Genomic DNA, 19,051 nt, shown 5'->3' with positions numbered 1-19,051 from the left:
GGTCGGCATTGCCCACCACCCGCCCCCCCGTGTCGGAGCGGCCGATGACAATCGCCTCCGCGCCCTTGGGACCGCGATTGATGGTGTAGGTCTCTACCACCGCGCTTTCCACCGGGCTCTTGGCTAGCGTGACCTTGTCGGTCGCCTTGGGGAGCACGGCGAAGCGGTCGTTGGCGGACCAGTCGGCGGGCTGCGTCGAATAGATGCCGGTCGCGTATTTGCTCATCCAGCCGCCATTCGCACCGACCAGCGCGAAGCTGCCGCGATCCGCCCGCACCCGGCTCACCGCCTCGGCGATGGCGTGCGCGGAATAGTTGTTACCTGCCCCGCCGAAGAACGGCAGGCCGCCGGTCAGAGTCAACCCGCGCGGGTCGTCCACTTCAAGGCCGAAATGGTCGCACTGGTTGAACACGGGGATCGCGAAGCACGAGTAGAAGTCGAGATAGCGGATGTCGGCAATCCCCTTCCCCGCCCGCGCCAGCGCCGCATCGACGCTGGCGAGGCTCGCCGGGTTGCCCGCCAGATCGGGCCGCTGCGAGAGCTTCAGCTCGGTCGCTGCGGTGACGGCGTGGATGTGGACCCACCTGTCCTCGGGCACCCCGAGTTCGCGCGCCAGCCCCGCCGAGGCGACGATCACCGCCGCCGCCTGGTTCACCTGATCGCGCGCGACCGTCATGCGCGGATAGGGCTCGGCGACGATCCGGTTGCGGTCGGTGACGGTGGCGAGTTCTTGCGCCGTGCGCTCGACCGGAGCTGCCGAATGCGGGTTCGCCGCCGCGACCCTGGTGAAGGGCGCGAAGAGCTTGCCGATCTGGAGCCGGTATTCCTCCAGCCCCATTCCCAGCCGGTGCCGCCGCGCGTTCTCGGCGAGGGCATAGAGCGGGATCGCCCCGCTTGCGCCGTGCATGAAGAGGGCGGGCTCCATCAGTTCCTCGACCCCGAAGCCCTGATCCTCGAAGTCGCCCTCGATCTCCTCCGACCAGTCGGGAATCTCGCCCTTGGCGGTGAGGGCGAGGACGGTCGAGATCGCCTCGGAGCCGACGATTACCGCGCAGCGACTGTCCCCCGCCGCGATGGCGCTGGCGAATTCGCCAACCAGCTGCTGGTTGGTCTGCCCGCCGGTGGTCGTCAGGATCGCGCGCGCCGGGTTCGCCCCCACCCGCTTGGCAATCGCGCGCGGCACATTGTTCGCCGCGCCGAACGGCGGCTTGCGATCAGGCCGCGACATCTCGAAGGCGCGGATCGCGGCGAGAGTGTCGATGGCTTCCGCCACACCGCCGCTCGCCCCGCTATCCGCAATCGCCCCAGCCAGCGCCCGTCCGGCGAGGTCCATGTAGGAGAGGGCTGCGTAGCCGGGCTCGCCCACCCTCTCCGAATACTGGCCGACCCCGATGATGACCGGGGTTTTGTCCGCAACCTCAGTCGACAAAGTCTTCGACCCGCTCGACGATGATCGCAGGCGCCATGCCGCCCGCTGCGCACATGGTGACAAGGCCATAACGCCCGCCGCGACGCTCGAGCTCGTCGACGATGGTGCCGATCAGGATCGAGCCCGTCGCCCCGATCGGGTGGCCGAGCGCGATCGAGCCGCCGTTGACGTTGACCTTGTCCCAGTCGAGTTCCAGATCGCGCACGAACTTGGCCGCGACCACCGCGAAGGCCTCGTTGATCTCGTAGAGGTCGATATCGTCGGTGGTGAGGCCGGCCTTGGCCAGCACCTTCTTCGCCGCCGGGACAGGCGCGTTGAGCATCAGCGTCGGATCATCGCCCATGTTGGCGGTGGCGACGATGCGCGCGCGGGGCTTGAGGCCGTGCTTCTGGGCATAGTCCTTCGAGGTGATCAGCACGGCAGCCGCGCCATCGACGACGCCCGAGGAGTTGCCCGCATGGTGGAAGTGCTTGATCTCGAGATCGGGGTATTTCTGGTTGATCAGCTTGCGGAACGTCGTCCCCTCGGCGTCGAGCGGAACATCGGCGATCTTGGGGAAGGCCGGTTCGAGCTTGGCGAGGTCTTCGCGGGTGGTCTGCGGGCGAGGATATTCCTCGCGGTCGAGCAGCACCGTGCCGTCATCGGCCACCACGGGGACGACCGATTTGGCAAAGCGGTTCTCGGCAATCGCCTCGGCCGCGCGCTGCTGCGAGCGGTAGCCGACCTCGTCCAGCTCCTCTCGGGTGAAGCCTTCCTTGCTCGCAATCGCATCGCCGCAGATGCCCTGGTGCGACTGCGGGTGCACCTGCTGGAGCCGCGCGTTGTAGCTGCCCATCATCGGCGGCTTGATCCCGGCGCGCATCTTCTCCTGGCTCATCGCGGCGGTGAGGCTCATCATCTCGGTGCCGCCCGCGACGACGCAGTCCTCCATCCCGCTCATCACCTGCGCGGCGGCGAGCGCGACGCTGGTGATCCCGCCGCCGCAGAAACGGTCGAGCGTGGTGCCGCTGGAGGTGATGTCATAGCCCGCGTCGAGCGCGGCCATCCGCCCCATGTCGCCCGCCTGCATCCCGTCCTGCGTGCTGACCGACCAGATCACGTCATCGACCGTCTTGGTGTCGAGATTGTTGCGGTCCTTGATCGCCTTAAGCACGGTCGCGGCGAGGTGCTGCGGGTGGCACGCGGCGAGCGCGCCCTTGCCCTGCTTGCCGATCCCGCGCGGGGTGCGGACGGCATCGATGATGTAGGCTTCGGCCATGGTGGTCCTCTCCGTTTATAGCGAAATTGCGGTTGACGCGTCCGTAAACCGGCTGCACCACTCGCACAAGAATTGCGTTTCGAAACGCAATCACATTTTCGATAGGGAGAGATTCGAGTGAGCGATGCAACCGCACCCGAAGTGCTGACCGAAGTCGAGGACGGCGTCCTCATCGTCACCATCAACCGGCCCGATGCCAAGAATGCCATGACCCGCGCCGCGGCCGAGGGAATCGCGGCGGCGATGGATCGGCTCGACGCCGAGGATGATCTGCGAGTCGGCATTCTGACCGGCGCGGGCGGCACGTTCTGCTCCGGCATGGACTTGAAGGGCTTCCTGCGCGGCGAGCGGCCCACGGTCGAAGGCCGCGGCTTCGGCGGCGTGGTCGAGGCCCCGCCCAAGAAGCCGCTGATCGCCGCGGTCGAGGGCTATGCGCTCGCCGGCGGGCTCGAGCTGATGATCGCCTGCGATCTCGTGGTCGCCAACGCTGGCGCGAAGTTCGGCATTCCCGAAGTGAAGCGCGGTCTTGTGGCGGCGGCGGGCGGCGTGATGATGCTCCCCGACCAGATCCCGCAGCGCGTCGCGATGGAGCTGGCGCTGACCGGAGATTTCATCGACGCACCCCGCGCCTACAGCCTCGGCCTAATCAACGAAGTGACCGAGGGCTCTGCGCTCGATGCCGCCAAGGCGCTCGCCGCGCGCATCGCCGCGAACGGCCCGCTGGCGGTCCGCGTCTCCAAGCAGATCGTCAAGGAATCGCGCGGCTGGGCGATGGATGAACGCTACGCCAAGCAAGGCCAGCTGATCGGCCCGGTTTTCGTCAGCCACGACGCCCGCGAAGGCGCCGCCGCCTTCGCCGAGAAGCGCAAGCCCAACTGGACGGGGAAGTAAGACAATGTCGGTATTGAACGTGCCCCAGCCCGCCTTCATGGAAGACGAGGAAATCGCCATTTTCGCCGACGCGGTCGGCAAGTTCTACCAGCAGCACGCCCCGCAGAAGCGCGTCGAGAAATGGCGCGAGGACGGCCAGGTCGAGCGCGAATTCTGGCGCGAAGCGGGCGCGGCCGGTCTGCTCGGCGTCAGCGTTCCGAGCGAATATGGCGGCCACGGCGGCGACTTCCGCCATGACCTCGTCGTGATCGACCAGCAGGCCAAGCACGGCGTCGACGGTTTCGCCGCCTCGCTCCACAACACGGTGATCCTGCCCTACCTGGTGCGTCATGGGACCGAGGAGCAGAAGCAGAAATACCTCCCCCGCCTCGTCAGCGGCGACCTCGTCAGCGCGATCGCCATGACCGAACCGGGCGTCGGCTCCGACCTCCAGTCGATCACCACCACCGCGGTGAAGGACGGCAACGGCTATCGCATCAGCGGCTCGAAGACCTATATCTCGAGCGGCCAGATCGCCGATTTCATCATCGTCGTCGCCAAGACCGACCCGAACGAGCGCGCCAAGGGCATCTCGCTGATGCTGCTCGAGACCGAGGGCGCGGAAGGCTTCCAGCGCGGGCGCAAGCTCGACAAGATCGGGCTGGATGCGGCCGACACCTCGGAGCTGTTCTTCGACAATGTCTTCGTGCCGGCCGAAAACGTGCTCGGCGGGGTCGAGGGCAAGGGCTTCTACCAGCTGATGGGCGAGCTGCCGCAGGAACGCCTGATCATCGCCGTGGGCGCGATCAACGGGATCGAGAAGGCGCTCGAGACCACGATGGACTACGTCAAGAACCGCAAGGCCTTCGGCCAGACGATCTGGGATTTCCAGAACACCCAGTTCGTGATGGCCGACCTCAAGGCCCGCAGCACCGCAGCGCGCGTCTTCGTCAACGACTGCATCGCCCGCCATCTGAAGGGCGAGCTTGACGTCGCGACCGCCTGCATGGCGAAGTACTGGGTGACCGAGCTCCAGGGCGAAGTCGTCGACAAGTGCCTGCAGTTCCACGGCGGGGCCGGGTTCATCAACGACTACCCGATCGCCCGCATGTACCGCGACAGCCGCATCACCCGCATCTTCGGCGGATCGAACGAGGTGATGAAGATGGTGATCGCGAGGGGTATGTAAGGTCGCAGCTCGACTCGTCAGGTAAGTCATAGTTAACACTTTGACTTACCTGACTTTTATTGAGAGACTCTACTCCTCCAACCAGCAGAGGAGGAGAGATGATGAAGCGTATCTTCGTAATTTCGTCACTTGCGATGGCACTCGCCACGCCGCTGTCTATCTTGAATGCGCAAGAGGTCGACGGGACGATTGCCACCTGCAAGCCGTACTGCAAGGCTCTCTACCCCGGCAATGATGGCGGATCGCTCCGGGCGCGCAACAGTTGCGTGATCTCGTGCCTCCAGGGTGGGACCGACGGCGGACAGTTTCCGCCCCCGCCGCCGCCGCCGCCGGGCTGCACTACCCCGGCGACTGGCTTCTGCCGGTAACCATGCAGGCCTCGGCTCGGCCGGGGCAACATCCGAGAACAAAGAAAGGAGCGACCTGCCTAGGCAGGCCGCTCCCCTCTCCCGCTCCTTTTCGGAGCTAACCGGTAAGCGCGATCAGAACTTCGCGCGCAGCGTCACGCCGTACTGGCGCGGCGGCAGGGTGAAGGCCGAGCGCGAGTTGTTCGCGCCGGTGCTGCGCAGCGTCGTGTTGAAGGTCACCCCGCGCACCACTTCATCGGTGAGGTTGTTGACCCAGCCCTCGATCGCGTACTTGCCGCCGGCAAAGCGCAGGCCGGTGCGCAGGTTCACGAAGGCCTTGCCGTCCTGCACGTCGGCGACGATCAGCGGCTGGGCCGCAACCGCCCCGGCAACGCCGAGCGCGGTGATCTGCGCCGCGCTCGGCGGGACGATCGCCTGGGTCGAGGTGCGCTGGTCGTCTTCCGCCCGGACCTGGCCCGAGATGAAGAACTCGACATCGTCGGTGATCGGCTTCTCCCACATCGCGCCCGCCAGCGCGATGATGCGCGGGGCATTGGTGAGGTCGTTGCCGCACAGCGAGACCACCTGCGGCGAGGTCTGGGTGCCCGCGCAATCATCCGGGTAGCTCGCTTCGAGGAAGGTCGCGGACAGGTTCACCGTCAACCCGTCAGCCGGACGCAGCAGGCCTTCGACTTCCACCCCGCGGGTGTTGGCCTTGGGCACGTTGAAGGTGGCAAAGGCGGTCCCGGTGAATTCGAGCACCTGGAAGTTGGTGAACTGCTCGTAGAAGGCAGCGACGTTGAGGGTCAGCGCCCGGTCGGGGGTCTGCGCCTTGACGCCGAGTTCATAGGCATCGACCTCTTCCGACAGGAAGCTCGGGTTGGCCCCCAGCACCGCTGCGGTCGTATCGAGGTTGATCCCGCCAGCCTTGTAGCCGTGCGTGAAGCTCGCATAGCTGCTCACGAAGGGGCTGAACTCGTAGCCGAGCTTGACGGTGTAGATCAGCTCCTCGTCCGTGAAGTCGGACTGGAAGGTGCGCGGCAGCGGCAGCGCCTCGTTCACGTTCGGGGTGGCAGGGTTGTCGAAGGCGGCCGGCAGGTTGGCGGGCGCGGTGAAGCCGAAGCAGCCGAGCCCGATAAAGGCCGGAACCAGCGCCGCATTGACAGCGCCGATCGCGCCGAGCCGCCCGAGCGTAGCCCCGCAGACCGTGTTGTTGGTCGCCACCTGGCTGAAGCCGCCCGACTTTTCTTCCCACGAATAGCGCGCGCCCAGCGTCAGCTCGAGCCCGTCGGTGATCTCGAAGGAGTTGTGGGTGAAGACCGCGTAGCTCTTCGCGTCCTGCTGGAAGCGGTTGGTGGTGCGGGTGCCGGCGGGGTTCACGCCGACGAAGGTCTGGAGCGGCGTCGCCCCCGCGGCAGCGCCGAGGAAGGCCCCGAAGTTGCGGTCGTAATCCGCGCCCAGCGCGAACTGCTGGGTCTGGTCGATCGTCTCGTCGGAATAGAACCCGCCGATCATGTAGTTGAGCTTGCCCTCGAAGGTCTCGCCCTGAAGCCGCAGTTCCGCGGTCCAGTTGTCGATCGTGAGATTGAGCGCATCGACGTTGAAGATGTCGAGCCCGGTGAAGTCGGAATCGTAGCGCTCGAAGCTCTGGTACTTGCGGTAGGAGCCGATGAAGATGAGGTCGGCGCTATCGGAGATCGGGAATTCGAGCTCGCCGGTCACGCCGTAGTTTTCGATGTCGGCGACCGGCGCGAAGTTGGCCGAGACGATGCGGTTGTCCATCGCCCGTTCGAAGCCGGCCTGATCGCGCGGCGCGGTCGCCACGAAGGGCTGGCCGTTGCCGCCATTGGCGCCGAGCCCGACCGCAGCGAAGGCGCCGGCGCCCACCAGCGGGGTCTGGTAGAGCTCGATCGCGCCGCAGCAGCTCGACTGGCTCTTCGAATAGTCGGCGATGATGCGGCCGCGCAGGCCGCTCTCGGTGTCCCAGCCGATCTGGCCGCGGACCAGCCACTGGTCGACATCGTTGGTGTCGCCCACTTCGCGGCCCGTGCGGTCGACCACGGTGAGGAAGCCGTCACGCTCGCGCCAGGCTCCGGTGAGGCGCACCGCAACCGTGTCCTTGACGATTGGCACGTTGACCGCGCCCTGCAGGCTCTTCTCGTCGAAATTGCCGTATTCGGCGTTCACGAAGCCGCTGAACTCGGTGACGTCCGGGCGGACATTGGTGATGTTGAGCGCGCCCGCCGACGTGTTGCGGCCGAACAGCGTGCCCTGCGGGCCGCGCAGCACTTCGACGCGCTCGACGTCGACGAATTCGGAGAGCGCGACGCCCGGGCGGGCCTGGTAGGCGCCGTCGATGAAGATGCCGACCGCGCTTTCGAAGCCGATATTGTTCGAGGTCGTCCCCACGCCGCGCACGCGCAGCACCACCGAGCCCGATGCGAGCTGCGCCTGGCTGGCGGTGAAGGAGGGCGCGAGGGCTGCGATCTGCTGGATGTTGACCACGCGCTGCGCTTCGAGCTGCTGCGGGGCGATGGCGGTCACCGCGAGGGGAATGTCCTGCACGTCCTGCGCACGGCGGGTCGCGGTCACGATGATGACGTTGTCATCCTTGGGAGGGGCGGCGCCCTCTTCGGTGTCCTGGGCAAAGGCGGGGGTAGTCAGGGCGCTGCAGGCCATCAGGCCGCAGGCGAACAGTGCGAACTTGCGCGTCATCGATTTCCCTCTCTCACATACCAGCCGGTCTTTGCGCCGGACTTGGGTTAGCGGAGCGAAACCTATCAGCGTCTTCGGGCCTAACAAGAGTTATAGTCAAACTTCTGCGCGACAGTAGCAAAAATGCAACATTCATCCATTTGCCGCAGCATCGTCGCAATCTGCATAGGTATGCACGAACGATTGTTGCGCGAAGGGCGCCCAAGACCCCTCAGAAGCCGTAGCGCACGCCGAGCCACACCGTGCGCGGCACACCCAGATCGACCGATCCGCCCTGGTTGCGCGTGACGATCGCCTCGTCGGTCAGGTTCTCGCCCCTCAAGGTGAGCGACAGGCGGCCCCAGAGCGGCGCGGCGAAGAAGGCGTCCAATGTGGTGGCGGGCGCGAGCCGGTCGGTCTGGCGGTCGTCCTCGAACTGGGAAGAGACATGACGCAGGGTTCCCGCGATCCGCCAGCCGGGGGCGGGCTGCCAGCCTAACGTGAGGCTGGCGGCGAATTCGGGCGTCTGCGCAGGGCGCAACCCGTCGAGGTCGGCGGAAGGCCCCTCGCCGCGCACTTCGGCATCGGTCCATGCGAGCGCGCCGTCGAGGCTGAGCTCGCCGAATTTCGCCGCCACGCTCGCCTCGATCCCGCGCGCTTCGATCGCGGGCAGGTTGGCGCGGCTGCGCAGGTTCGGGCCGACGGTGACATTGGCGATGGCGTTCTCGACCTCGTTGTCGAAGGCGGTAACCGCGATCACGACTGCGTTGACCGGCTGCCAGTCGAGCCCGATCTCGAAGCCCCGGAGGCGCTCGTTGGCGAGATTCGCATTGGCCTCGGTGGTGACGGGGAAGACCACGAAGGGGCGGTAGAGTTCGTTGAGGGTCGGCAAGCGCAGGCCGGTATAGGCCGCCGCGCGCAGATCGAGGCGGCGGGTGGCGTAGAACAGCGCGCCTGCCCGCCAGCTGAGCGACCAGTCGCTCCGGTCGGGCGCGACGACCTCGCTCACCACCGCCCCAGTGGTGGCCGAGAGCGCGCGGTAAAAGCCGCCGGTGATGCTCGATCGGTCGGCGCGCAGGCCGCCGTTGATGGTCAGCGGGCCGATCTGCCAGTCGTCCTCGACGAAGATGCCGAGGTTACCGGTCGCGCCCCCCGCCCGGCGGCGCTCGGTGATCGCGCCCGAGACGGCGTTCAGCGCCTCCTCCTGCAGCTCCCCGTCGGCGCGGCGCCAGTCGGCACCGATGCGGATGTCGTGGCCTTCGAGCAGCGGCGGGCGCAGCTCGAACTTGCCGCCGATGCCGGTGGACGGCGTGCGGCGCTGGTCCAAGGTGGGGGTGAAGCGGGTCGCGGAGATGACGATGTTCGAGAAGTCGCGCGCCTGCACATAGGCGAGCGCATCGAACTGCCATGCGCCGCGCCCGACGAAGCGGATGCTGGCCTCCTCGCCTTCACTGGTCGAATCCGCACCGCGGAAACGCAGCGTGCGCGCGTCGCGGAAGGCGGCAACGCGGGTCTGGACCTCGATGCTGTCGGTCAGCGGGGCGACGGTGCGCAGGGCGACGTTCCAGCTGTCGAAGGCCGCGCGCGCGGTGGCGGGGACGCGCTGCGCGTCAGGGGTGGTGAAGAACCCCTGCCCGCGGTCCCAGCGCGCGCTTGCCACTGCGAAGCCGCGCCCGAGGCGCTGGGTGAACACGCCGCTCGCCTCGGTCTCGCCCCGGTCGTTGACCGCCGCGCTGCCGAGGAAGGCCTCGCCCGGCGCGGCGCTCTCGAGTTCGATCGTCCCAGCCAGCGCGCCTGCTCCAAACGGCCCCGACCCGCCGCCGCGCGTCACCCGGATCGTGCCGAGGGTCTCGGGCGCGATGGCCGACAGCGGAATATAGCCGAAGAACGGATCGGCCAGCGGCACCCCGTCGAGCAGCACAAGCGCCCGGCTCGTGGCATTGCCGCCCAGCGCGCGCAGCGTCACCCCTTGCGCGCTCGGGTTCGACGAGCGGCTGTCCGAGCGGCGGAACTGCTGGAAACCCGCGACATTCCTCAGCACATCCTCGATCCGCCCCGAGGGCGCGGCGATAATCGTCTCGCGCTCGATGGTGGTCGTGGCGTAGATGCCCGTAGAGAGCGCCGGATCGAGGCCCTTGCCAGTGACGATGATTTCCTCGGCGAGGTCTTCTTCCTCGTCCGCCTCGGCCTCCTGCGCGGCCAGCGGGACGGCGGAAGGGAGGAGCAGGGCGCAGGCGAGCAGGCGGGCACGGAATGTCATGGGCCGCGCCTTAAAGCGGCCTGCCCCCGCCGTCACCACAAACTCAGTTGCACTTTGCCATTCAAGACTCGCTTTTGCGCGGGCGCTGTGGTTACATCAGTGTCAATTAGGGAGAGAGAGACCCGATCATGCTCGCAACACCGCCCGATTTCGATGTCCTGATCGTCGGTGCCGGCATCTCCGGCATCGGCATGGCCGCGCACATGGAGATGAAGGCGCCGCACCATAGCTACGCCATCGTCGAGCGGCGCGACAATCTCGGGGGCACGTGGGACCTGTTCCGCTACCCTGGCATCCGTTCGGACAGTGACATGCACACGCTGGGCTTCGATTTCGAACCGTGGCGGCACGAGAAGTCGATCGCCGATGCGCCCGCGATCCTCGAATATCTCGACCGGATCGTCGACGAGCGCGGCATCCGCCAGCACATCCGCTTCGGCCACAAGGTGGTGCGCGCCGACTTCCACCACGATGACGCGCGCTGGCATGTCGAGCTGGAAAAGGCCGACGGCAGCGCCGCGCACATGACGGCGAATTTCCTCTACCTTGGCGCAGGCTATTACGATTACGACGAACCCTACGATCCGGGCTTCGACTTCGGCGAATTCGACGGCCAGGTGCTCCACCCGCAATTCTGGCCCGAGAACCTCGATTACAAGGACAAGCATGTCGTGGTGATCGGATCGGGGGCGACCGCGGTCACCATCGTCCCTTCGATGGCGAAAGAGGCGGCGCACGTCACGATGCTCCAGCGCACGCCGACCTGGATGTTCTCGCGGCCCGCCAAGGATGCGGTGGCGAATTTCCTGCGCGCGGTGCTTCCCGAAAAGCTCGCCTACCGGATCACCCGGTTCAAAAACATCAAGATGCAGGACTTCAGCTTCAAGATGGCGCGCGACAAGCCGCAGAAGGTGAAGGACGCGCTCTACAAGAAGATCGAGGAGGCGCTCGGCCCGGATTACGACAAGGCGAGCTTCACGCCGCCCTACAACCCGTGGGAACAGCGCCTGTGCCTCGTGCCCGACCAGGACCTGTTCACCGCGATGAAGGCGGGCAAGGCCAATGTGGTGACCGGCCATATCGCGAAGTTCGAGAAGGGCGGCGTGCGTCTCACCGACGGTCAGTTCCTCCCCGCCGACATCGTGGTGACGGCGACGGGGCTGAAGCTCGCGGTCGCCGGCAAGATCGACGTGCGCGTCGATGGCGAGCCGGTGAAGTTCAACGAGCGGTTCTATTACAAGGGCTGCATGTTCTCGAACCTGCCCAACCTTGCGGTGGTGTTCGGCTATCTCAATGCCAGCTGGACGCTACGGGCCGACATCAATTCGGACTATGTCTGCCGCGTGCTCGAACACATGCGCAAGACCGGCACGACCATCGCCACCCCGGTGCTGACCCCGCAGGGCGAGGCCGCGATCACCGAGGACGACGTGTTCGACTTCTCGAGCGGCTACATCCAGCGCGGCAAGCACATCATGCCGAGGAATTCGGTGAGCTATCCGTGGCGGCTCAATCAGGAATATGTCGTCGACAGGAAGCGCATGAAAAACGATCCGCTGACCGACGGCATCCTCACCTTCACCAAGCCGGGCGCCAATGCGCGGGGCGTGGACGAGCAGCTGGAGGCGGCGGAATAAGGTCGAAAGGCGGGCGGTAATCTCTTCCGATTGCGCCTGCCTTCGCCTAACCAATGCCCATGACCTCTCCCGACAAGATCTGGACCGCCGGGCTCATCGTCATCGGCGACGAAATCCTCTCAGGCCGCACGCAGGACAAGAACATCGCGCAGGTCGCGAGCTGGCTGCAGGTGCAGGGCATCCGCCTTGCCGAGGTGCGGGTGGTGCCCGATGTCGAGGCGCGGATCGTCGAGGCGGTGAACGCCTTGCGGGCGAGCAACGACTACCTCTTCACCACCGGCGGGATCGGGCCGACGCATGACGACATCACCGTCGATGCCGTGGCTGCGGCGCTGGGCGTGCCCGTGGTCATCCATCCCGACGCGCGCGCGATGCTCGAGCGCTACTACGCCACGCGCGGCGGGCTCAACGAGGGGCGCCTCAGGATGGCGCGGGTGCCCGAGGGGTCCGAGCTGATCCCCAACCGCATGTCGGGCGCGCCCGGCATCCGGCGCGGCAACATCTTCCTGATGGCGGGCGTCCCGCATATCACCGCCGGAATGCTTGACGCGCTGACCGGCGAGCTCGAGGGCGGCGCGCCGCTGCTCTCCGAAACGCTCGGCGGGTGGATCCCGGAAAGCGAGGTCGCCGACATCCTGCGCCAAACAGAGGCGGCTTACGAGACCTGCCAGATCGGCTCCTACCCCTTCTTCCGCGAGGGCCGGGTCGGAGCCAATTTCGTGGTCCGTTCGGTCAGCGCCGAAGACCTTGCGGCCTGTTGCGCGGCGCTCGCCGAAGGGCTGGCGGCGGCGGGGCATCCGGTGACGCCCGGCGGCATCTGAAGCCCCCTGCGGGCGCTTCGGGAGACATCATCACCTCGCCTTAACCCTTGCCTGATAGAGGCTTGGGCATGACGCGCGTGTTCATCACGATCGACACCGAATACTCCTCCGGCCTCTACAACGGTCCGGGCACGGCCGACCGTGCCGAGAATTACGCCCGCTCGATCGCCTGCGTGACGCCCGAGGGTCCGGCGGGGATCACCCACAAGCTCGAATTGCTGGCAAAATACGGGCAGAAGGCGGTGTTCTTCGTCGACCCGATGCCCGCGCTGGTGTGGGGCATCGCCGCGATCGAGGACATTGTGGGGCCGATCGTGGCCGCAGGGCAGGATGTGCAGCTGCACTGCCACACCGAATGGCTTGGCCTTGCGGGCGCGGCCAGTCCGCTCGCCTCGAAGCAGGCGGGCAAGAACCTTGCCGACTTCACCTTCGAGGATCAATGCGCGATCCTCGACTATGCCCGCGCGACGCTGGTCGCCGCTGGTGCGCCTGCGCCGGTCGCCTTTCGGGCGGGCAATTACGGCGCGAATGACGACACGCTGCGCGCGCTGGCAGCGATCGGGCTCGACTACGACACCAGCCATTGCCCGGCGCTGGTCGGCACGGGCGGCTGCCGTATCAGCCTCGGCGCCGAAGACCGCGATCCGGTCGGCCACATGGGGGTGATCGAGGTCCCCATCGGCGCGATCGGCACGATGGGCGGAGGACTCCGGCACGCGCAGCTTACCGCCTTGACGCTGGGCGAGCTGGTCAGCGCGATCCGCCACGCGCACGCCAGCGGACGCGACAGCTTCACGCTGGTCAGCCACTCCTTCGAGCTCATCAACCGCCGCCGCCAGGCGGTGAACCCGATCGTCCGCCGCCGCTTCACCGGGCTGCTCAAGGCGCTGGCGCGGATGCGCGGGGTGACGACCGGCACCTATGCCGAGACCCCGCCGCAGCTGTCGCTCACCGGCAGCACCGCCGCGCTCCCGCCCTGCCCGTTCCGCACCAGCCGCCGGATCGCCGAGCAGCTGGTCTCCAACGCGCTCTACGGCAGCATCTAAAGCGCCCGCGATGGCCTCCGCCGGGATCGACTTCACTCTCGGGTCGCGCCGCCTTGCACGGGTGCCGCGGGAGCTTGCGACCTGGGCCTTCAGCCTCGAGGACGTGCTCGCCGCCGCCCTGCCCCCCGCCCCGCCACCCGCGCGCGACGGGGTGCGGGTGCTGTCCGCTCCGACCGCGTTGCTCCCCGAGCTCGCCGCGCGCTATCCCGGCTGCATCCCCGGTGGACGGCAGGACTACCGGCGGCACTACATCGACATGGGGTTCGGGTTCGAGGCCTACATGGCGGGCTTCTCCGGCAAGACCCGCTCGACCTTCAAGCGCAAGGCCCGCAAGCTCGCCGAGGAGGTGCCGGGGGGCTACCACGTCACCGCCCACCGCACCCCGGCCGAGATTGAGGCCTTTCTCGCCGCCGCCCTGCCGCTCTCGGCGAAGACCTATCAGGCGCGGCTGCTGGGTGCCGGCCTGCCCGGCGACCCGGCCTCGCGCCGCGCCATGCTGGCAGCGGCCGAGGATGACCGGATGCGCGCCTTCCTGCTCCACGCCGGCGGCACGCCCATCGCCTACCTGTCATTGCCGGTGAGCGGGCGGACGCTGGTCTATGCCCACCTCGGCTACGATCCCGCCTTCGCGCGGCTCTCGCCCGGCACGGTGCTCCAGATCGAGGCGCTGGAGCGGCTCTTCGCCGAACACCGCTTCGCCTGGTTCGACTTCACCGAGGGCGACGGCGCGCACAAGGCGCTGTTCGGCACCCATGCGGCGGCGTGCTCGAGCCTCGTCCTGCTCGAGCCCACGCTGGCCAACCGCACGCTGCTTGGCGCGCGCGAGGCCTTCGATGCGGGGGTGGCGAGCGCGAAGACGCTGGCCGAGCGCTCAGGCGCCCTCGGCCGGATCCGCGCTGCCTTGCGCGGCTGAACGCTGGGCTGCGCGCAAGCGGTTCGCTTCCTGCTGGCGCGAACGCTCGACCAGGGCGGTGCGCACCGACGGCGTGCCCGAGAGCGAGCCGTAACGCAGCGCGATGTAGAGCCACGCCAGCACCGTCACACCGAGCAGCGTGCCCGCCGCCATGCCGAGCCTCACATCATAGCTCGCCAGCAGGGCGCAGGCTGCGACCGCAACCCCGCCCACCAGCCACTTGGGCGAAAGCCATCCGGCAAGACGTTCCGAAGCAACGGGCATGAGCGACCTCTTTCCTGAACCGCGGCCAAAGGGGAGAGGGGCGGCGCGGGTGCCCATATCAAATGGTATAACGCGCGGCCAAGACAAGGGGTCCGAATGACTTATGCCGAACGCAAAAGGGGCCGGAAGCGCGCGGCTTCCGACCCCTCATATGCTGTCAGCAAAGCTGTAGGAAAGGGGCTTACGCGCCTTCCACTTCCGACAGGTCGACCTTGAGGCCCGGGCCCATCGACGAGGTCAGCGAGACCTTGCGGACATACTTGCCCTTGGCGCCGCTCGGCTTCGACTTCACCACCGCATCGGTCAGCGCCTTGAAGTTGGCCTTCAGCGCGTCGTCCGAGAAGCTGAGCTTGCCGATGCCCGAGTGGATGATGCCCTGCTTCTCCACGCGGAACTCGACCTGGCCGGCCTTGGCGTCCTTGACCGCCTGGGCGACGTTCGGGGTCACGGTGCCGAGCTTGGGGTTCGGCATCAGGCCCTTGGGGCCGAGCACCTTGCCCAGACGCCCCACCACGCCCATCATGTCGGGCGAGGCGATGACGCGGTCATAGTCGAGGTTGCCGGCCATCATGTCTTCCATGAGGTCTTCGGCACCGACCTTGTCGGCCCCGGCAGCCAGCGCCTTCTCGGCATTGTCGCCGCGCGCAAACACCGCGACGCGCACGTCCTTGCCGGTGCCCGAGGGCAGCGACACCATGCCGCGCACCATCTGGTCGGCGTGACGCGGATCGACGCCGAGGTTCATCGCGACTTCGACGGTCTCGTCGAACTTGCCCTTGAACTGGCGCAGCACGCCCAGCGCCTCTTCGATGCTGTACAGCTTCTCGCGGTCGAGCGAGGCCAGAACCTTCGCCTTCTTGGTGATCTTGCCCATGGTCTTAGCCCTCCACCACTTCGAGGCCCATCGAGCGGGCGCTGCCGGCGATGATCTTGATCGCCTGATCGATGTCGTTTGCGTTCAAGTCAGCCATCTTGGCTTCGGCGATCTCGCGCAGCTGCGAGGTCTTGATGGTTCCGGCCGAGACCTTGCCCGGCTCCTTCGAACCCGACTTGAGGTTGGCGGCCTTCTTGATGAAGTAGGTCGCGGGCGCGGTCTTGGTGACGAAGGTGAAGGAACGGTCGCCGTAGACGGTGATGACCGTCGGGATCGGCATGCCCTTTTCCATTTCCTGCGTGGCGGCATTGAACGCCTTGCAGAATTCCATGATGTTCACGCCGCGCTGACCCAGCGCCGGGCCGATCGGCGGCGAGGGGGTGGCAGAGCCCGCGGGCACCTGCAGCTTGATATAGCCTTCGATTTTCTTGGCCATGAGGCCTTACTCCTGTCGCACTGTTGCCGCGCTGTTTCCATCGCGGCTCATGGTGAGCGGTCGAACGCCGTGGCCTGTGCACGCCAGCGGCTCCCGCACGGAATCACCCAGCCAAGGGCCGAGCGAAGGCGCGCGCATAGCGTGTCGGGCCGAGAATGCAAGCGAATCGCGCGTGTTCAGCCGCGCCGCGCGAAGACTGAACCATGAGACACGAGAGACACAGTATAGAGCGGAAAACGCCTCCCAGCGCGCAGGCGCAGCGGCGGGTTTGCGGCAGAGGGGCGAAAGGCTGCGCATGACATCCTCTTACCTCCCTGCGCGGCTGTAGGAAAATGATGACCGCCCGCAATTGCGCTTGCGATTCATAATTTCTCAAACGATTGTGTGCTATGGCTTTTTCGCCAAGCCACAGGGGCAACAGGAGGGCACAGATGTTTCGGGTCGCGATCCAGATCAAGGAACTGATTTCCAGCAACGTCACGAGCGCGATCGAATCCGCCTCCAACCCCGCCAAGATGCTCACCCTGCTCCAGCGCGAGATCGAGGAATCGATCATCAGCCTGACCGGTGAGCGCACCCGTGTCACCCAGAACAAGCGGCGGCTCGAAGCCCTGCTCACCCAGCACGAGCTCAAGGAGGCCGACTGGGGCGACAAGGCCAAGACCGCGATGGATCACCACCGCGAGGATCTCGCCCGGCAGGCGCTGCTCGCGCGCGAGGATTGCCGCCTCGAAGTCGCCCGCCTGAAGAGCGAGATCACCGCCGCCGATGCGAGCCTTGCCGAGATCGAGGCCGCCATCGGCGAGCTCGAAGCCAAGCGCGAGGAAACCCGCGCGCAGGCCAAGGCACAGATGGCCGCCGACGAGGCCGCCCGCGCCGGCAGCACCGGCGGCGCCGCGAGCCGCGCCGAAGCGCATCTCAACCGCATCAACACCCTCGGCCAGCGCGCCCAGTTCGCGACCGAGGACGAGGGGCCCTCGCGCACCGTCGCCAGCGTCGATCGCGAGATCGAGGAAATGCGCCGCGCGAGCGCCATCGAGGCCGAACTCGCCGCCCTCAAGGCCGCCGCGCCCGTGCCCGAGAAGAAGACGGCGGCCAAGAAGCGCTGAGACGGCAGCGCCCGGCGCGGGTTGGCATGACACGCCTCTGCTAGGCCCGCGCGGATGCTTTTCGAGCTTCTCGGCCTGCCGGCCGGTGCGCCCGGATCGCTGAACTTCCTCGTCGTCGCCCTTGTGGTGGTGGCGTTGCAGGTGCTTCCTGTCCCCGGCGTATTTCTTATGGTCCTCGGCGGGCCGCTGTGGGCGGGGGTACTGATCACCCTCGCCATGTTCGGCACCGTGCTGGAAGTCGCCACGGGTCAGGCCAGCCCCGGCTGGCTGGCGCTGCCGATCCTCTATTTCGGCACCTATTACCTGATGGCCGGGTGGAACCGGATCACGATCCGGCGGATCGCCCGCGAGCTTGCGGACTACAACGCGGGGCAAAGCCTCGCCTTCGATCCCGCGCGGCAGGACCTGATGCTGGTGAACGGCCAGCCCGATGCGAGCGCGCTGCTGACCGATTACGCGCTGCCGCGCGTGTTCGAGCGCGGCCGGGTGCATTTCGTCGGGACGCCCGAGGCCTGCCAGCTCGCCCAAAGCAAGGCGGCGCGCCAGAGCGGCGTCCATTCCTCTTTCGGACACCACACGACCTCCAAGCGCGTAGGGAAGGGCGGACAGGCACCCGAGCCGCCGCCCGAGGGCGGCATCATCACCGCACCGGGCGAGCCCGAGCGTCCGGTGGTGAGCCTCACCAGCCATACGCACCGGCGGCGCGACGACCTGCTGCCGCTGGAGGTGACCGACGTTACGCTGCGCGACGAGGAAAGCGGCGCGCATTGCGATCTGCGGATCGCGAAAGCCGCCCAGCTGGCGAGGTTCCCCTTCCCGGTCATCGGCTTTGTGCTCAACAGCGGCGGGCCCTGCTGGCAGGGCATGGCCGGCTGGATGCGCCAGCGCGCGCGGCCGCTTGGAAGCGCGACGCCGGACGGGCGCGCGCTTGTCGCCGCCGCGCTCGGGCTCGCCCCCTCGACGGGCCTCGCGGCGCGGGCGGTCGGGGCCGAGGCGGTCGCGGCGCTGATCGCTGAGGCCGACACGGCACGCACCGAGCGGGAACTGGCGATCCTCGAGGCGATGCTGGCCGATCCGCTCACCGATCTGAAGAAGGTCTCGTTCAGTCACCTGGCGATCCGTCCGGAGGCGATCGCGCCCTATGCCGACCGGATTATCGCCGCGCTCGGTGTGTTTCAGAGCGAGGTTGAGTGCAGCGAGAACGCATACAGATTGTGGCCGCTGGTGGCGGTGCTGCCGGAAGAGGACTTCGCCCGCCACCGCGCGCAGATCGTCCGCTGGCTCGATCCGGCGACGGCGCGACCCTGGGCCCGCAAGACCGGCAGGATCTACGCCCGGCTCGACGCGGCGGTGCCCGAGGAGCGCGAGATCCTGCTCCACCGGCTCGAGACCGAACGCGGCGACCTCGAGACGGCGCTTCTGCCCGGCTTTGCGCGGATGGGCAGCGCTGCGCCAGACGAGGTCAAGGCGCGGCTGCTGGCGCTGTGGCGCGCCCGCGCGCCCGACCCGGCAAGGAAGGGAAGCCATCGCAGCGACTTCGAGACGGTGCTCTACTTCACGCTCGCGCGGATGGGGCTGAAGCAAGAGGCGGGCGAGGTGGTGCAGCGCTACTGGCGGGACACCTACGCCGCGATCTGGCGCGAGGTCGAGGCCGACAGCCATCCCGAACTGTGCGACGCCTCGCCGCGCGCGCTGAATAGCCACTTCCGCAAGTCATGACCCGGGCGCGGGGCGCGGCACCCGCATCCCCTTGGTGCGGCTGGTGAGGTGGAATTGCCGGCACAGCCCGCACTTGTAGGCGCGCAGGGTCACATCGGCGGCAAGCGCAACCTGCTCGGCCGCCTCGCGCGTGGCGAAGCGGCGCTTGCGGTTGCAGATGCCGGGGCGGGTTTGCATCACCCGCC

At 67.4% G+C, this 19,051-nt stretch carries 16 protein-coding genes; 8 read left to right on the top strand and 8 right to left on the bottom strand.

Annotation, left to right across the window (positions count from 1 at the left end):
• Window positions 1–1,429 (bottom strand): acetyl-CoA acetyltransferase (locus tag AX708_RS08330; RefSeq protein ID WP_067489915.1); only part of this gene is annotated, 1,429 nt, incomplete at its 3' end.
• A complete protein-coding gene (locus AX708_RS08325) occupies window positions 1,419–2,687 on the bottom strand; it encodes an acetyl-CoA C-acetyltransferase (protein WP_066527113.1) in 1,269 nt (422 codons plus the stop codon). The genes AX708_RS08330 and AX708_RS08325, both read right to left, overlap by 11 nt.
• A 117-nt stretch (window positions 2,688–2,804) precedes the next feature.
• Between AX708_RS08325 and AX708_RS08320 the strand changes: the two genes are divergently transcribed.
• Both AX708_RS08320 and AX708_RS08315 read left to right on the top strand, forming a co-directional pair.
• Window positions 2,805–3,578 (top strand): crotonase/enoyl-CoA hydratase family protein, encoded by a 774-nt coding sequence (locus tag AX708_RS08320; RefSeq protein ID WP_066527115.1) that lies wholly within the window; start codon window positions 2,805–2,807, stop codon window positions 3,576–3,578.
• Window positions 3,579–3,582: 4 nt separating this feature from the next.
• Window positions 3,583–4,746: an acyl-CoA dehydrogenase family protein gene (locus tag AX708_RS08315; protein WP_066527117.1), complete on the top strand. Its 1,164-nt coding sequence runs from the start codon at window positions 3,583–3,585 to the stop codon at window positions 4,744–4,746.
• A gap of 482 nt (window positions 4,747–5,228) precedes the next feature.
• On the opposite strand, the gene AX708_RS08310 is transcribed toward AX708_RS08315, so the two are convergent.
• Together AX708_RS08310 and AX708_RS08305 are read right to left on the bottom strand one after the other, a co-directional pair.
• The gene (locus AX708_RS08310) at window positions 5,229–7,808 is read right to left on the bottom strand and encodes a TonB-dependent receptor (protein ID WP_197425944.1); all 2,580 of its coding nucleotides are present in this window, start codon (window positions 7,806–7,808) and stop codon (window positions 5,229–5,231) included.
• A gap of 211 nt (window positions 7,809–8,019) precedes the next feature.
• Complete coding sequence (locus AX708_RS08305; RefSeq protein WP_066527122.1) at window positions 8,020–10,047, bottom strand: TonB-dependent receptor; 2,028 nt, start codon at window positions 10,045–10,047, stop codon at window positions 8,020–8,022.
• 128 nt (window positions 10,048–10,175) lie between these two features.
• Between AX708_RS08305 and AX708_RS08300 the strand changes: the two genes are divergently transcribed.
• From AX708_RS08300 to AX708_RS08285, 4 genes are all read left to right on the top strand, one after another.
• Window positions 10,176–11,684 carry an NAD(P)/FAD-dependent oxidoreductase gene (locus AX708_RS08300; RefSeq protein ID WP_066527124.1) on the top strand — a complete coding sequence of 503 codons (1,509 nt, stop codon included), beginning with the start codon at window positions 10,176–10,178 and terminating at the stop codon, window positions 11,682–11,684.
• A 59-nt stretch (window positions 11,685–11,743) separates the two neighbouring features.
• Entirely contained in the window at window positions 11,744–12,505 is a 762-nt protein-coding gene (locus AX708_RS08295; protein WP_066527128.1) for a molybdopterin-binding protein, read from the top strand.
• Between the two features lie 68 nt (window positions 12,506–12,573).
• Complete coding sequence (locus tag AX708_RS08290; RefSeq protein ID WP_066527130.1) at window positions 12,574–13,551, top strand: polysaccharide deacetylase family protein; 978 nt, start codon at window positions 12,574–12,576, stop codon at window positions 13,549–13,551.
• Window positions 13,552–13,561: 10 nt separating this feature from the next.
• The gene (locus AX708_RS08285) at window positions 13,562–14,464 is read left to right on the top strand and encodes a GNAT family N-acetyltransferase (protein WP_066527132.1); all 903 of its coding nucleotides are present in this window, start codon (window positions 13,562–13,564) and stop codon (window positions 14,462–14,464) included.
• Here AX708_RS08285 and AX708_RS08280 read toward each other — a convergent pair.
• The 3 genes from AX708_RS08280 to rplK all read right to left on the bottom strand — a co-directional run bounded on the left by AX708_RS08280 (window position 14,423) and on the right by rplK (window position 16,038).
• Complete coding sequence (locus tag AX708_RS08280; RefSeq protein ID WP_066527134.1) at window positions 14,423–14,728, bottom strand: hypothetical protein; 306 nt, start codon at window positions 14,726–14,728, stop codon at window positions 14,423–14,425. The two genes, AX708_RS08285 and AX708_RS08280, sit on opposite strands and share 42 nt — an antisense overlap.
• A 181-nt stretch (window positions 14,729–14,909) precedes the next feature.
• Window positions 14,910–15,602: a 50S ribosomal protein L1 gene (gene rplA / locus AX708_RS08275; protein WP_066527135.1), complete on the bottom strand. Its 693-nt coding sequence runs from the start codon at window positions 15,600–15,602 to the stop codon at window positions 14,910–14,912.
• A 4-nt stretch (window positions 15,603–15,606) separates the two neighbouring features.
• The gene (rplK, locus tag AX708_RS08270) at window positions 15,607–16,038 is read right to left on the bottom strand and encodes a 50S ribosomal protein L11 (protein WP_017664542.1); all 432 of its coding nucleotides are present in this window, start codon (window positions 16,036–16,038) and stop codon (window positions 15,607–15,609) included.
• Between the two features lie 431 nt (window positions 16,039–16,469).
• On the opposite strand from rplK, the gene AX708_RS08265 reads away from it, so the two are divergent.
• Window positions 16,470–17,147 (top strand): PspA/IM30 family protein, encoded by a 678-nt coding sequence (locus AX708_RS08265; protein ID WP_066527137.1) that lies wholly within the window; start codon window positions 16,470–16,472, stop codon window positions 17,145–17,147.
• A gap of 54 nt (window positions 17,148–17,201) precedes the next feature.
• Window positions 17,202–18,866, top strand: a complete 1,665-nt coding sequence (locus tag AX708_RS08260) for a hypothetical protein (RefSeq protein WP_066527140.1) — start codon at window positions 17,202–17,204, stop codon at window positions 18,864–18,866.
• Here AX708_RS08260 and AX708_RS20835 read toward each other — a convergent pair.
• Window positions 18,861–19,051 (bottom strand): hypothetical protein (locus AX708_RS20835; RefSeq protein ID WP_369815613.1); only part of this gene is annotated, 191 nt, incomplete at its 5' end. The genes AX708_RS08260 and AX708_RS20835 overlap by 6 nt on opposite strands.

This window comes from Erythrobacter sp. CCH5-A1 (assembly GCF_001557115.1).
Taxonomy (GTDB): domain Bacteria; phylum Pseudomonadota; class Alphaproteobacteria; order Sphingomonadales; family Sphingomonadaceae; genus Erythrobacter.
This window is presented reverse-complemented; position numbering and strand designations above follow the sequence as displayed.

Excerpts from the sequence above, each read along its gene's own strand:
- rplK (WP_017664542.1), bottom strand. The coding sequence starts at position 16,038 with ATGGCCAAGAAAATCGAAGGCTATATCAAGCTGCAGGTGCCCGCGGGC.
- AX708_RS08260 (WP_066527140.1), top strand. The coding sequence starts at position 17,202 with ATGCTTTTCGAGCTTCTCGGCCTGCCGGCCGGTGCGCCCGGATCGCTG.
- AX708_RS08265 (WP_066527137.1), top strand. The coding sequence starts at position 16,470 with ATGTTTCGGGTCGCGATCCAGATCAAGGAACTGATTTCCAGCAACGTC.
- AX708_RS08290 (WP_066527130.1), top strand. The coding sequence starts at position 12,574 with ATGACGCGCGTGTTCATCACGATCGACACCGAATACTCCTCCGGCCTC.
- AX708_RS08315 (WP_066527117.1), top strand. The coding sequence starts at position 3,583 with ATGTCGGTATTGAACGTGCCCCAGCCCGCCTTCATGGAAGACGAGGAA.
- AX708_RS08285 (WP_066527132.1), top strand. The coding sequence starts at position 13,562 with ATGGCCTCCGCCGGGATCGACTTCACTCTCGGGTCGCGCCGCCTTGCA.
- AX708_RS08300 (WP_066527124.1), top strand. The coding sequence starts at position 10,176 with ATGCTCGCAACACCGCCCGATTTCGATGTCCTGATCGTCGGTGCCGGC.
- AX708_RS08325 (WP_066527113.1), bottom strand. The coding sequence starts at position 2,687 with ATGGCCGAAGCCTACATCATCGATGCCGTCCGCACCCCGCGCGGGATC.
- AX708_RS08310 (WP_197425944.1), bottom strand. The coding sequence starts at position 7,808 with ATGACGCGCAAGTTCGCACTGTTCGCCTGCGGCCTGATGGCCTGCAGC.
- rplA (WP_066527135.1), bottom strand. The coding sequence starts at position 15,602 with ATGGGCAAGATCACCAAGAAGGCGAAGGTTCTGGCCTCGCTCGACCGC.
- AX708_RS08295 (WP_066527128.1), top strand. The coding sequence starts at position 11,744 with ATGACCTCTCCCGACAAGATCTGGACCGCCGGGCTCATCGTCATCGGC.
- AX708_RS08280 (WP_066527134.1), bottom strand. The coding sequence starts at position 14,728 with ATGCCCGTTGCTTCGGAACGTCTTGCCGGATGGCTTTCGCCCAAGTGG.
- AX708_RS08305 (WP_066527122.1), bottom strand. The coding sequence starts at position 10,047 with ATGACATTCCGTGCCCGCCTGCTCGCCTGCGCCCTGCTCCTCCCTTCC.